15 protein-coding genes and 1 tRNA gene are annotated in these 13,171 nt (G+C 73.8%); 14 read left to right on the top strand and 2 right to left on the bottom strand.

Annotated elements, in window-relative coordinates:
• Positions 1–36: 36 nt before the first annotated feature.
• From V5D56_RS16695 to V5D56_RS16640, 12 genes are all read left to right on the top strand, one after another.
• A complete protein-coding gene (locus tag V5D56_RS16695; protein WP_251151671.1) occupies positions 37–243 on the top strand; it encodes a dodecin family protein in 207 nt (68 codons plus the stop codon).
• Positions 244–506: 263 nt separating this feature from the next.
• Positions 507–815: a 50S ribosomal protein L21 gene (gene rplU / locus V5D56_RS16690; protein ID WP_251151886.1), complete on the top strand. Its 309-nt coding sequence runs from the start codon at positions 507–509 to the stop codon at positions 813–815.
• 83 nt (positions 816–898) lie between these two features.
• Entirely contained in the window at positions 899–1,156 is a 258-nt protein-coding gene (gene rpmA, locus V5D56_RS16685) for a 50S ribosomal protein L27 (protein WP_435736402.1), read from the top strand.
• Between the two features lie 137 nt (positions 1,157–1,293).
• The gene (gene obgE, locus V5D56_RS16680) at positions 1,294–2,814 is read left to right on the top strand and encodes a GTPase ObgE (RefSeq protein WP_435736401.1); all 1,521 of its coding nucleotides are present in this window, start codon (positions 1,294–1,296) and stop codon (positions 2,812–2,814) included.
• A gap of 143 nt (positions 2,815–2,957) precedes the next feature.
• Entirely contained in the window at positions 2,958–4,085 is a 1,128-nt protein-coding gene (proB, locus tag V5D56_RS16675; RefSeq protein WP_435739060.1) for a glutamate 5-kinase, read from the top strand.
• A 100-nt stretch (positions 4,086–4,185) separates the two neighbouring features.
• The gene (locus V5D56_RS16670; RefSeq protein ID WP_435736400.1) at positions 4,186–5,514 is read left to right on the top strand and encodes a glutamate-5-semialdehyde dehydrogenase; all 1,329 of its coding nucleotides are present in this window, start codon (positions 4,186–4,188) and stop codon (positions 5,512–5,514) included.
• 173 nt (positions 5,515–5,687) lie between these two features.
• On the top strand, positions 5,688–5,843 hold the full coding sequence (locus tag V5D56_RS16665) for a hypothetical protein (protein ID WP_251151667.1): 156 nt from the start codon (positions 5,688–5,690) through the stop codon (positions 5,841–5,843).
• Positions 5,844–5,882: 39 nt separating this feature from the next.
• Positions 5,883–6,488, top strand: coding sequence for a nicotinate-nucleotide adenylyltransferase (gene nadD / locus V5D56_RS16660; RefSeq protein WP_435736399.1), 606 nt, complete (start codon positions 5,883–5,885; stop codon positions 6,486–6,488).
• Positions 6,481–7,662, top strand: coding sequence for a hypothetical protein (locus V5D56_RS16655; protein ID WP_435736398.1), 1,182 nt, complete (start codon positions 6,481–6,483; stop codon positions 7,660–7,662). The genes nadD and V5D56_RS16655 overlap by 8 nt, the downstream gene beginning before the upstream one ends.
• Before the next feature lie 31 nt (positions 7,663–7,693).
• A complete protein-coding gene (rsfS, locus tag V5D56_RS16650; RefSeq protein ID WP_435736397.1) occupies positions 7,694–8,155 on the top strand; it encodes a ribosome silencing factor in 462 nt (153 codons plus the stop codon).
• Positions 8,152–8,832 carry a histidine phosphatase family protein gene (locus V5D56_RS16645; protein WP_435736396.1) on the top strand — a complete coding sequence of 227 codons (681 nt, stop codon included), beginning with the start codon at positions 8,152–8,154 and terminating at the stop codon, positions 8,830–8,832. Before rsfS ends, V5D56_RS16645 begins: the two co-directional genes overlap by 4 nt.
• A gap of 65 nt (positions 8,833–8,897) precedes the next feature.
• Positions 8,898–8,970: transfer RNA gene (locus V5D56_RS16640), tRNA-Ala, on the top strand.
• 72 nt (positions 8,971–9,042) lie between these two features.
• Here V5D56_RS16640 and V5D56_RS16635 read toward each other — a convergent pair.
• Positions 9,043–9,861, bottom strand: a complete 819-nt coding sequence (locus V5D56_RS16635; protein ID WP_435736395.1) for an SDR family NAD(P)-dependent oxidoreductase — start codon at positions 9,859–9,861, stop codon at positions 9,043–9,045.
• Positions 9,862–9,934: 73 nt separating this feature from the next.
• On the opposite strand from V5D56_RS16635, the gene V5D56_RS16630 reads away from it, so the two are divergent.
• Positions 9,935–10,549 (top strand): TetR/AcrR family transcriptional regulator, encoded by a 615-nt coding sequence (locus tag V5D56_RS16630; RefSeq protein ID WP_435736394.1) that lies wholly within the window; start codon positions 9,935–9,937, stop codon positions 10,547–10,549.
• Positions 10,550–10,563: 14 nt separating this feature from the next.
• Here the strand turns inward: V5D56_RS16630 and V5D56_RS16625 are convergent, their stop codons facing one another.
• A complete protein-coding gene (locus tag V5D56_RS16625) occupies positions 10,564–11,484 on the bottom strand; it encodes an SH3 domain-containing protein (RefSeq protein WP_435736393.1) in 921 nt (306 codons plus the stop codon).
• A 324-nt stretch (positions 11,485–11,808) separates the two neighbouring features.
• Between V5D56_RS16625 and V5D56_RS16620 the strand changes: the two genes are divergently transcribed.
• Entirely contained in the window at positions 11,809–13,131 is a 1,323-nt protein-coding gene (locus V5D56_RS16620; RefSeq protein ID WP_435736392.1) for a leucine-rich repeat domain-containing protein, read from the top strand.
• The last annotated feature ends 40 nt before the right edge of the window (positions 13,132–13,171 follow it).

Below are 13,171 nucleotides of genomic sequence, written 5' to 3'. Positions count from 1 at the left end.
GGCGCGCCGGGCGCCCGCCCGAGGGAGGGAACGACCATGGCCGGAACGGTGGCACGCGTCACGCAGATCAGCGCGCGGTCGGAGACGAGCTTCGAGGACGCGGTCCGCACGGGCGTGGAGCGAGCGAGCGAGACGCTGCGCAACGTCTCGGGCGCATGGGTGAAGGAACAGAAGGTCGAGACGCAGGACGGCCGGATCGTCGCCTGGCAGGTCATGCTCGAGATCACGTTCGTGCTCGACTGACCGGAGCTCCGCCCGGCGCGGCTGTCGGGCCGCTCGACCTGCACGAACGGCCAGCCCGGGCCGCACCTCGGCCCGGGCTGCCGCGACGCACGGCATTTGACCTGTCGCCCGCCGTTCCGTAGTCTTGAACGTCGGCGCGCCCAGGCGCGCCGGTCCCGTGTGCCCACGGACGGTTTCGCACTCGCACGCCGCGGCGTGTTCGAGTTTCCAAGACGTCTCACGCCGTGACGAGCACGCCAAGACTAGGAGAGATGAGCAGCAACGTGGTGTACGCGATCGTCAAGGCCGGTGGCCGCCAGGAAAAGGTCTCAGTCGGCGACATCGTCGTGGTGGACCGGGTGTCCGCCGGCGTCGGTGAGTCCCTCGAGCTGCCCGCTCTCCTGCTGGTGGACGGGGAGAAGGTGACCACCGACGCGGCGAAGCTCGCGAAGGTCAAGGTCACCGCCGAGGTCGTGCGGGACGAGAAGGGTCCGAAGATCACGATCCTGCGGTACAAGAACAAGACCGGTTACCGCCGTCGTCAGGGTCACCGCCAGCAGCTGACCCGCCTCAAGGTCACCGGCATCAAGTGATCTTCGCGGCGTGAGGCAGCGGGCCGCAAGGCCCCGCCCCGCGCCGTCCGGCACCCTCCCTCTCGCACGAAAGCAGGTTCGTCATGGCACACAAGAAGGGCGCGAGCTCCTCGCGCAACGGTCGCGACTCGAACGCCCAGCGCCTCGGCGTCAAGCGCTTCGGCGGTCAGGTCGTCAAGTCGGGCGAGATCATCGTCCGCCAGCGCGGCACGCACTTCCACCCCGGTGAGAACGTCGGCCGTGGCAAGGACGACACGCTGTTCGCCCTTGCCGCCGGTGCGGTGCAGTTCGGCACGCGCCGCGGCCGCAAGGTCATCGACATCGTCACCGTCGAGGCCTGACGACCACCCAGCACGGCTTCACGCAGGAGGGGCGCACCGATGCGGTGCGCCCCTCCTGCGGTTCCACCCGGCTCCACCCCGGCGGTCGACGCCTCCGTCGCCGCCCGCGCTCCGCGCACCTGCGAGAGGATCTGATCATGGCCACGTTCGTCGATCGCGTCGTGCTGCACGTCTCCGGCGGTGACGGTGGCAACGGCTGCGCGTCGGTGCGCCGCGAGAAGTTCAAGCCGCTCGCCGGGCCCGACGGGGGGAACGGCGGCGACGGCGGGACCGTGCGCCTCGTCGTCGACCCGCAGACCACGACCCTCCTCGAGTACCACCACTCGCCGCACCGCCACGCGACGTCGGGCACCCAGGGCATGGGTGACGACCGCGACGGCGCGAACGGCGAGGACCTCGTGCTGCGCGTGCCCGACGGCACCGTGGTCAAGGACACCGACGGCACGGTGCTCGCCGACCTCGTCGGCGCGGGCGCGGAGTACGTGCTGGCCGAGGGCGGTCGCGGCGGGCTCGGCAACGCCGCGCTGTCCTCCCAGCGGCGCAAGGCGCCCGGGTTCGCGCTGCTCGGCGAGCCGGGCGACGAGCGCGACGTCGTGCTCGAGCTGAAGACCATCGCCGACGTCGCCCTCGTGGGCTACCCGAGCGCGGGCAAGTCGTCGCTCGTCGCGGCGATCTCCGCGGCCAAGCCGAAGATCGCGGACTACCCGTTCACGACGCTCGTACCGAACCTCGGCGTCGTCCAGGCCGGCGGCGCGCGGTACACCGTCGCGGACGTCCCCGGGCTCATCCCCGGCGCGAGCGAGGGCAAGGGCCTGGGCCTGGAGTTCCTGCGCCACATCGAGCGCACCGCCGTGATCGTGCACGTGCTCGACTGCGCGACGCTCGACCCGGGCCGCGACCCGATCAGCGACCTCGACGTGCTCGAGGCCGAGCTCGCGTCGTACGCGGGCGACCTGGAGATCGAGGGCGGGCGGGTGCCGCTCATGGAGCGCCCGCGCCTCGTCGTGCTCAACAAGATCGACGTGCCCGAGGCCCGTGAGCTCGCCGAGCTCGTCAAGCCCGACCTCGAGGCCCGCGGCCTGCGGGTCCTCGAGATCTCGACGGCGAGCCACGAGGGTCTGCGCCAGCTCACCTACGCGCTCGCCGAGCTCGTCGAGAAGGCGCGTGCCGAGGCGCCGGCGCCCGAGCCGACGCGGGTCGTCCTGCGGCCGAAGGCCGTCGACGAGGCGGGCTTCACCGTCACGCGCAAGGGCGGGGCGACCGACTACTGGTTCCAGGTGCGCGGTGCGAAGCCCGAGCGCTGGGTCCGCCAGACCGACTTCTCCAACGACGAGGCCGTCGGGTACCTCGCCGACCGGCTCGCCCGGATCGGCGTCGAGGAGAAGCTGTTCGCCGCGGGCGCCGTCGCCGGCGACGAGGTGCGCATCGGCAGCGACGTCAACGCGGTCGTCTTCGACTGGGAGCCCACGCTCATGACGGGCTCCGAGCTGCTCGGCGGCCCCCGCGGATCCGACAACCGCCTCGACGAGAGCCTGCGCCCGACGCGGACGGAGAAGCGCCGTGAGCACCACGAGCGCATGGACGCCAAGGCCGAGGCCCGGCGCGAGCTGTGGACCGAGCGCCAGGCCGGCACCTGGACGGACCCCGACGCCGACTGACCGCCAGTTGTGGGCGGGGAACGGGCCCGGTTGCCGACGCGAAACCGGGCCCTTTCCCCGCCCACAGCGCGGGGCGACGTCCTGACTCGTGAAATCCGGAGCGCTCTCAGCCGTCCGGCCGCGATGATGGGGCGGTGAACGCCCTGCCCTCCCGGTCCCAGATCGCCACCGCCCACCGCGTCGTCGTCAAGATCGGCTCGTCGTCGCTCACGGGGGCGGACGGGCACCTCGACCTCGGGGCCCTGCGCGCGCTCGTCGACGTCCTCGCGGCGCGGCGCGCGGCCGGCGGCCAGGTCGTCCTCGTGACGTCCGGCGCGATCGCCGCGGGCCTCGGGCCGCTCGGCCTGACGACGCGGCCGCGCGACCTCGCGACGGCGCAGGCGACGGCGTCCGTCGGGCAGGGCATGCTCGTCGCGCGCTACACCGAGGCCTTCGCGACGCACGGGCTGCGCGTCGGCCAGGTGCTGCTCACCGCCGAGGACACCGTGCGCCGCGGTCACTACCGCAACGCGCAGCGCTCGCTCGAGCGGCTGCTCGACCTGGGGGTGGTCCCCGTCGTCAACGAGAACGACGCCGTGGCGACCGACGAGATCCGGTTCGGCGACAACGACCGGCTCGCGGCGCTCGTCTCCCACCTCGTGCGCGCCGACGCGATGGTGCTCCTCACGGACGTGGACGGCCTGTACGACGGGCCGCCGTCACGCCCCGGGACGCGGCGGATCGCGGAGGTGCGCTCGGCGGCCGACATCGAGGGCGTCGAGGTGACCTCGCGAGGGAGCGCGGTCGGGACCGGGGGGATGGTCACCAAGCTCGAGTCCGTGACGATCGCGACCGGGACGGGGATCCCCGTGGTGCTCACCAAGGCCGAGAACGCGGCATCCGCGCTCGCGGGGGAGCCCGTCGGCACGTGGTTCGCGGCGACCGGGAAGCGCACGACGCGGCGTCGCCTGTGGCTCGCGCACGCGGCGCGCACGCGCGGGCGTCTCGTCCTTGACGACGGCGCGGTCCGGGCCGTGCAGGGGGGGCGGGCATCGCTCCTGCCGGCGGGCGTCACGGCCGTCGAGGGCGAGTTCGACGCCGGCGACCCGGTCGAGCTCGTGACGTCCGACGGGCGCGTCGTCGCGCGTGGGCTCGTCGCGTTCGAGTCGCGTGACCTGCCCGGGCTGCTCGGCCGCACGACGAGCGACCTGCGCGAGGAGCTGGGGGAGGGCTACGACCGTGAGATCGTGCACCGCGACGACCTCGTCCTGGTGCGCAGGCGCGCCCGCTGACGACCGCGGCCGTCGGACCAGGGCCCGCTCTCGCGGGCGCGAAGGCATGATCGGCGGACACCGCTCCCGCCACACGGCCACCCGGTCGTAGGCTCGGCACATGACGACCATCGAGGACACGACCGCGGTCGGTCGCGGGTCCGCCGCCGTCGGGGACGGCACCACCGACGTCGCCGCCGCGGTCGAGGACATCGCCCGCCGTGCCAAGACGGCGTCGCGCGCGCTCGCGACCGCGACCCGCGCGACGAAGGACGCGGCGCTGCTCGCGCTCGCCGACGCGCTGGTCGCCGCGACCGACGAGATCGTGGCCGCGAACGCCGACGACCTCGACCGTGGTCGCGCGCACGGCATGGCTCCCGGCCTGCTCGACCGCCTGGCCCTGACCCCGGAGCGCGTCGCCGCGATCGCGGACGCGCTGCGCGAGCTCGCGGGCCTCCCGGACCCCGTCGGCGAGGTCGTGCGCGGCTCGACGCTCCCCAACGGCCTGCGGCTGCGCCAGCTCCGGGTCCCCATGGGCGTCGTCGGGATGATCTACGAGGCGCGGCCGAACGTCACGGTCGACGCCGCGGGTCTCGCCCTCAAGAGCGGCAACGCCGTCATCCTCCGAGGCGGGTCGGCGGCCGCGAGCTCCAACGAGGTGATCGTCGCCGTCCTCGCGCGCGCCCTCGAGGCGCAGGGCCTGCCGGGCGACCTCGTGCAGTCCATCGACGCCCACGGACGCCCCGGCGCGGTCGCCCTCATGCACGCCCGCGGCCTCGTCGACGTCCTCGTCCCGCGCGGCGGGGCGGACCTCATCCGGACCGTCGTGCAGGAGTCCACGGTCCCCGTCATCGAGACCGGCGTGGGGAACGTCCACGTCTACGTCGACGCGAGCGCCGACCGGAGCATGGCGCTCGAGATCCTCCTCAACGCCAAGACGCAGCGCGTCGGCGTGTGCAACGCGGCCGAGACGCTGCTCGTGCACGCCGACGCCGCCGACGACTTCCTGCCCGCGGCGCTCGCGGCGCTCGGCGAGGCGGGCGTCGTCGTGCACGGGGACGCACGCACGACGGCGCTCGCGCCCGCCGGGCTCGAGGTCCTCCCGGCGACCGACGAGGACTGGGCGACGGAGTACCTCGCCCTGGAGATCGCGGTCCGGGTCGTCGACGACCTCGACGAGGCGATCGAGCACGTGCGCACGTGGACGTCGGGGCACACCGAGGCGATCGTCACGCGCGACCTGCAGGCGTCCGAGCGGTTCGTCGCCGAGCTCGACTCGGCCGCGATCATGGTGAACGCCTCCACGCGCTTCACGGACGGCGGACAGCTCGGCCTGGGCGCCGAGATCGGCATCTCGACCCAGAAGCTGCACGCTCGCGGCCCCATGGGCCTCGCCGAGCTCACGACGACGAAATGGGTCGTCCACGGGGACGGTCACGTTCGTCCGTGACGACCGCTGTGCGAGGAAGTACCCGGTACCGACCGGACCGGTCGCCCGTGGGTCCGTGAGACACTGGTCGGCGACCGGGACCCCTCCGGTCGCCCGCAAGCATCCCAGCACGCACCGCCCGGACCCGTCCGGACGGTCGACCCCGCCCGGGGACGACACTCGAGGAGGACGTCGTGATCCCAGCCGTCGTGAAGGCTGCCGAGGAAGGCGCCGAGGCCGCGTCGCACCTGCCCATCCCGCCGCTCGCCTACGGTCTGCTGGCGTTCGGGGGCCTCGTCGCGCTCCTGCTCGTGACCTACGCGTTCCGCAGCGTGGGCACGCGCCACTGACGGAGAACGGGAACCCGTGCCGCGTCCGGCGACCGACCGATGAGCTCGCGCAGGCCCCGTCTGGGGGTCATGGGCGGGACGTTCGACCCGATCCACCACGGACACCTGGTCGCCGCGAGCGAGGCCGCTGCGCGGTTCGACCTCGACGAGGTCGTCTTCGTCCCCACGGGCAACCCGTCGTTCAAGCAGCACCAGCAGGTCAGCCCGGCCGAGCACCGGTATCTCATGACGGTGATCGCGACCGCGTCGAACCCCCGCTTCACGGTGAGCAGGGTCGACGTCGACCGCCCGGGCCCGACCTTCACGGTGGACACGCTGCGCGACCTGCGCGACGCGCGACCCGACGCCGAGCTCTTCTTCATCACCGGTGCGGACGCCATCGAACAGATCCTGACCTGGAAGGATGCCGACGAGCTGTGGAAGATGGCACACTTCGTGGCTGTCACGCGCCCGGAGCACCGGCTGAGCGTCGAGGGCCTGCCTCCTGGCGTCGTCACGACGCTCGAGGTTCCGGCACTCGCCATCTCGTCGACGGACTGCCGTCGACGCGCGCAGTCGGGCCAGCCGGTGTGGTACCTGGTGCCGGACGGCGTGGTCCAGTACATCGCCAAGCACGGTTTGTATCGAGGTCAGCACGATGAGTGACAACGGCAGCAACATGCAGCCCGTCCGCCCCCTGACGCGGCGCGAGATCCGTGAGCGCGAGCAGGCGGCCGCGGCACAGCGCACGGCGCAGGCGGGCGGCACGCCCCCCGAGCCCTCCGCTGCGCCGCCGGCCTCCACCTGGGCCCCCGCGCCGCCCGCGCGCCCGGCTGCTCCGCCCACGCCGCCGCCGTCGCGGCGCACCCTGCGCGAGACGACGGGGGCGACCGACTACCCGTCCCAGCCCTCCGTCGTCCGGCCGCCCGCGGCGTCCGGGGGCATGCGGGGTCTCGACGAGACCGGTCGCCTGACCCCGGTCCAGGAGACCGCGGAGCGCGTCATGATCCGCCCGCCCGCCCCGACGCCGGCGGTCCCCACCCGGACGAGCTCGCGCCCGCCTGCCGCCGGTCCGCGTCCGACGGCGCCCGGTGCGAGCGGTCCCGTCCGCCCACCGACACCGACGGGCGACCCCTTCGCGACGTCCTCGGGCCGGACCCCGGCACCCGGCGCACCCACGGCGTCGCCGTTCGGCCAGGGGTCCGCCCCCGCACCCACGACGAACCTGCCGCCGACGAACCAGCCGCAGCGCATGTCCGCGTTCGCGAGCTCCACCGGCGCCTCGACGGCACCGCGCGGCCCTGAGCCTGCGCCGTCGCCGTCGCCGTCGCCCTGGGGTCAGACGCAGGTGCAGCCCGCGGCCCAGGCGCCCGTCGAGACGGCCCCCGCCCGGCCGTCGACGCAGGCGACGCCACCGCCCGCCGAGACGGCGGGCTCCGCGCTGCCGTGGGCGGCGATCACGTCGGGTGACGCACCGGAGCCGGCTCGCGCCGTCGAGAAGCCCGGTTCACCGTTCGGGACCACCTCGGGCGCTCCCGCGGCGGTCGCACCCGCGCCGGCCACCGCGGGGGACGACCTCTTCCCGCGCGTGCACGCCCGGACGGCCGAGAGCGCCGACGGCGAGGCCGAGGACGACGACGAGCCGCGCGGCCCGTCGTACACCTGGTTGCACTACCTCATCCTCGTCGCGGTCGCCTTCGTGCTCGGGCTGCTCGTGTGGGAGCTCATCTCACGCGACGACACCGCTCCGGCGCTCGACGACGCAGCAGCCGTGGTCGAGACCGTCGACCCCCCGGACCCGGCGTGGGACGCCGACGGCGCCCCCGACGTCGTCCGCTGACCCGCACACCCCACCGACGAACGGACACCACGTGACTGCTACCGAACGGGCCGTCGAGCTCGCCATCACCGCGGCGCGCGCGGCGTCCGACCGCAAGGCCGAGGAGATCATCGCCCTCGACGTGAGCGAGCAGCTCGTCCTCACGGACGTCTTCCTCATCGCCTCCGGGACGAACGAACGGCAGGTGTCGGCCATCGTCGACGCCGTCGAGGAGGCCATGCACAAGGCCGGCGCCAAGCCGATCCGCCGCGAGGGCAAGCAGGAGGCCCGCTGGGTGCTCCTCGACTTCGGCGACGTCGTCGTGCACGTGCAGCACGCGGAGGACCGGGTGTACTACGCGCTCGAGCGCCTCTGGAAGGACTGCCCGCTGATCGAGCTGCCCGAGGACGCCCGCGGCGGTGACGGGGCGGTCGACGCGGCCGACGACACCACGGGCGGCAGCCGCTCCGAGGACGACGGCGCGATCCGCCTCTCGGGGGAGCCGCTCGCGTGACAGCGGGCACCCTCGTCCTCCTGCGGCACGCGCGCACGGCGTTCAACGCCGCGCTGCGGCTGCAGGGGCAGTCCGACATCCCGCTCGACGACGTCGGCCGCTGGCAGGCCGAGCAGGGCGCCAAGGCCCTCGCGAGCGCGCACCGGGCCACGCGCGTCGTGACGTCGGACCTCGGTCGTGCCGCCGACACCGCCCGAGCGTACGGGGCGGCCGTCGGCGTGGAGCCGACGTACGACGCCCGCCTCCGCGAGCGCAGCTTCGGCGAGTGGGAAGGGCTCACGGGCGACGAGATCGCCGTCCGGTGGCCCGAGCAGCACGCGGCCTGGCGGGCCGGCGAGGAGCCGACGCGCGCGGGGGCGGAGGCGAAGGTCGACGTCGCGGCGCGCATGCTCGCCGCCGTGACGGAGCACGCCGACGCGCTCGAGCGCGAGGACACGCTCGTGGTGGTCTCCCACGGCGCGGCCATCACGCTCGCCGTGACAGCCCTGCTCGGTCTCGACCCCGCCGCCTGGCGGGGGATCAGCGGCCTGCACAACGTGCACTGGTCGCACCTGCACCGCTCGGCACCGGCGGCCGTGCCGGCGTGGCGCCTCGTCGCGCACAACGTCGGAGCGGGGTTCCCGCTCGACGAGTGGAACGCGGGACCGGATTGGAACTTGGAGCCCGTTTCTGCGTAGACTAGCGACGCTCCGCAGGACGGGAAACCGGCCGAGGAGCGTCTTACCTGGACCTTCGGGTCCTCGGGGCTGTGGCGCAGCTGGTAGCGCACCTGCATGGCATGCAGGGGGTCAGGGGTTCGAGTCCCCTCAGCTCCACCGAACGCAGAAGGCTCGGATCCCGGCGAGGCACGTCATGTGCAGGCCGGGATCCGAGCCTTTGTCGTCGGGTCAGCGGCCCGCCGTCCCCCGTGCCATCAGCGCACCGATCATCTCGGTCGTGCCGCGCCGTCCGACGAGCCGGGACGCGACCGCGGCGAGTCGGTTGGACCGACCTGCGACGACGCTGGGCGGCGGGTTGCGACGCTCGAGCGCGCGCAGGGCCGTGGCGACGACCACGTCGGCGGACATGCGACGGGACCCGCCGTCGGCTCCCTCCCCGGCGACGTCGAAGAACTCCGTCCGGGTCGCACCCGGGGACAGGGCGATCACCCGAAGGCCGGTGTCGCGCGCTTCGTACCAGAGGGCCTCCGTGAGGTTGAGGACGAACGCCTTGCTCGCACCGTAGACCGCCATCGTGGGGGTGGCCTGATAGGCGGCCATGCTGGCGACGTTGAGGAGGAAGCCGTCCCCGCGTCGACGCAGGGCGGGCATGAAGGCGTGGCTGATGTCGACCACGCTCACCACGTCGAGGGCGAGCTCTGCGCTGATGCTCGGCAGCTCCTGCGCGTGGAACAGGCCGAGGCGGGCGAAGCCCGCGTTGTTGATGACGCTGGTCACCTCGACGTCCCGGGCCTCGAGCTCGCGCTGCAGGAGCCGGCCGACCCCCGGCCTCGCGAGGTCCATGGGCACGGTGACCACGTCGGTGCCGTGGGCGTCGCCGAGCTCCTCGGCGAGGGCCTCCAGTCGCTCGGCGCGACGAGCGACGAGCACGAGGCTGCTGCCTCGGGCCGCGAGCTGGCGGGCGAACTCGGCCCCGATGCCCGAGCTCGCTCCGGTGATGAGGACGGTCTGGCGCGTGTGGTCCAGCGGCTTCTTCAAGGCGGTCATGGTGCGACTGTATGCCTGGTTGGCACACAGTGCCAACCAGGCACTTGTGCCAGGGCTCGGCTAGAGTGACGGCATGGCATCGGCGCGCGAGGGGAACCCCGGACTGTGGGAGAGGTCCCGTCAACAGGCGTACGCCGAGATCGCCGCCGTGGCGATGGACCTGTTCCTCGTGAAGGGGTTCGAGCAGACCACGATCGACGAGATCGTCGCTGCCGCGGGAATCTCTCGCCGCTCCTTCTTCCGCTACTTCGGCACCAAGGAGGACGTGGCGCTCGGCCGCTTCGTCGCCGACGGGGGCGTGCTGCGGGCCGAGCTGGAACGACGACCCGAGGACGAGGACGTGTGGGCGTCGCTGCGTGGAGCGCTGTTCGCGCTCGAGAGGAAGGCGGCGGACAAGGACCGACTCCTGGCGATCTCCCGGATGATGTACGGGACGCCCTCGCTGCGGGCGCGCAGCATCGAGAAGCACCTGCGCTGGTACGACGACCTGGTGCCGGAGGTCGAGCGGCGCCTCGGTGCGGGACCGGACCAGGCGTTGCGCGCCAAGGCCGTCGTGGGCTGTGTCATCACGTGCCTCGACCTCGCCGGCGAGGCGTGGACCCGGGACGGCGCCGTCCGACCCCTCGCGACCTACTACGACGCCGCTCTCGGCGCGATCCGCGGTGCACCGGACGAGGCAGCGGTCTGAGTCCGGGGGGTCCGCTACGACGTGCTGACGTGCACGTGGTCGAAGTGGTTCGCGGTCACTCCGCCGCGGTCCTCCATGGCTGTCCAGGCGCTCGTCGGGTCGCCCGCCATCCACATCTGCTGCTGGTAGATGACGTAGGTGACGCCGAGCGCACCGGCGTTCGCCTGCACGTAGCGGGCGATATCCCAGCCGAGGTCACCGCTGATCATGATGTCGACGGCGCGACCAGTGCCGTGGTCGCCGCTGTCGCCCGGGCGCGGACCGCCGTAGGCGCTGACCTGGGGGAAGGCTGCGCACACCGAGCGGTACACGGCGGACGCGTTGCTCTGCAGGCCCGACTCGATCCCCGGGCTGACGGAGCAGGCGGCACCTGAGGTGCCGGCCGCGCTCGCCGGCGCCTGTGCCGCGGGCTCGGTCTCGGAGAGGAAGCTGGAGCTGACCCAGGCGACGGCGCCGTCCCAGACCACCTGGTTCCAGCCGTCCTGGGCGGTGCCGGTGACGTCGACCACCGTGGCGAGCGGAACCGTCGCGAGGCGCTCGGCATCGGCCGACGGCGCGGTCCTGACGTTGACGGCGTCCGTGGTCCAGAGCTGACCGGTGACCGCGGGCAGCGGTGCGGGCGTGGGCTCCGGGGCAGGCTCTGGCGTCGGAGCCGGGACGACCTGGGGCGCGGGAGCGGGCGTCGGGGTCGGCGCCGGCGCCGCCTGGCGGGCGGGCTCGCGGGCAGCGCGGTCGCCGGAGCGGCTCGCGGCAGGCTGGTCGCGTCCTTCGGTCGTCGATCCGGCGACGGGTGCCACCGGGGTGTCGTCGGCGTCCGCGGGCTGCGGTCCCGAGCCGAGGACTCCCGCCCCGAGCAGCGTGAGCAGGGCGAGCGCCGGGAGCCGGAGAGAGCGCGTGGGGGCAGCGGGTGCTGCGTGATGGCGGCCTCGTGACACGGGTGCGCTCCGGGGATCGATGGACGGGACCGCGCCAGTGTAACCAAAACGTTATGGAAGTCGTCCAGCCCGTGCTGGTCCTCGGGCGGCGACGCCCGGGCGCCGCACACCGCGAGGAGGCGCTGACCTGGGCGCACGTCGCCCGCGCGACGGGCGCCCAGATCGACCCGACGGCGGGAAGGTCGCGCTCCTGCCACGTTCTTCGTGGGGGACGCTGCACGAACCGCGACCGCTCGATAGGGTCCGGCGTGCGGACGGCGTCGTCGCTGTCCGTGGCCCCGGAGATCGCCGGCGGTCCCCGAACTCTCCCCGAGGGAGGCTCGCATGTCGGGCCCGAAGACCATCCTCACCGTGCTCTCGGACGCCCTGGGCGCGGAACGCGCCGACGAGGTGCTGGGTCGGTTCGACCGGTACTCGAACCAGCCGAACGCGGTGCGAGGCGCGTCGAGGCTGCCGAGCGACCCCGATCTCGAACGGGCGGCGTTGCGGGTGTTCGAGGATCCGGCTCTCGGAGCGGTGGCGGGTCTCGACATGTCGACCCTCGCGGGGGCTCTCGACGCGCGAGCGCTCTGGGCGCTCCTCGCGCTGGCGGCGCGGGCCGACGTGTCCGTCCTCGACCGGCTCCCCGCCGAGATCGCCGAGCCGGGGGGCGCCAAGCTGGCGATGATCCGTCGAGCGGTCGCAAAGCACGACGCGGCGCTCCGGAGCGCGCCCACCGCGCCTGCCGCACCGGCGACGCCCGAGGGGCCGGCGCTCCCCGAGAAGGTGGCGCAGGTGGCGACGTGGGTCGCCGCGCACCCGGACGCCGACCCGCGGCTCTTCGCCCCGCGCCCGAAGCAGCGGGCCGGCGAGCGGCGGGTCGCGTTCCGTGCGCTGGGTGCGCTGGGCACCCCGGCGGCGCTCGAGGTGCTCGCCGGGTACGCACGCGACAGCTACCCCGACGCGGAGCTTGCCGAGCTGCACCGTGCGTGGCGGCGCTTCGACCCGCGGGCGTTCGCCGCGACCATGTTCCGGCTCGGGGCGTCCGTCCTGAACCTCGGCGAGTGCGCGTCCCTCGAGGGGATCGGCGCGGTGCGCGGCCTCGCGCGGCTCGACGTGCGCCTGCGTGACGACGTCGACCTGGCCCCGCTGGGGGAGTGCACCGGCCTGCGATGGCTGCGACTGAACGCCACCGGCGAGCGCGGGCTCACGAGCGTCGAGCCGCTGGTCGCGCTCCCGGCGCTGGCCGAGCTGCACCTGACCGGCACGACGAGGAACGCCGATCTCACGGTGCTGCAGAAGGCTCCCGTCGAGCAGCTCTCCGTGTCCCTCGACGGTGCCGACGGCACGTTCCTCACGCGCATGCCGCAGCTGCGGTCGCTCGTGCTCTCGGGCGGGTGGGTCCCCGAGGACACCGAGTGGGTCGACGCGTCCGGACCCGCGCGGCGGGCAGCGCACGCGGGGCTCGTCGACGTGGTGCTTCAGCTCGTCGCCGACGGCGTCCAGGTGGTGGTACCCCGCCTCGAACGCTCGTGGGTGTCGCGCCTGACGGCTGCCGTCACTCCGGGCGTCTTCGTCGTCGAGCGCGGCGGCTGGTTGGGCCTCACCCGCGACGAGTCGGGCGTCGAGGTCCTCGGCTGGAGGCTGGCTGCCGACCTCGTGCCCTGACCGGGGCGCGCATCGTCGGGAGAGGCCGTCCGGCCCTCGT

Origin of the sequence: Cellulosimicrobium sp. PMB13 (assembly GCF_051294865.1) — a bacterium.
Lineage (GTDB): Bacteria > Actinomycetota > Actinomycetes > Actinomycetales > Cellulomonadaceae > Cellulosimicrobium.
Note: the sequence above shows the minus strand (reverse complement) of the source record. Positions and strands in the feature narration are given on the sequence as shown.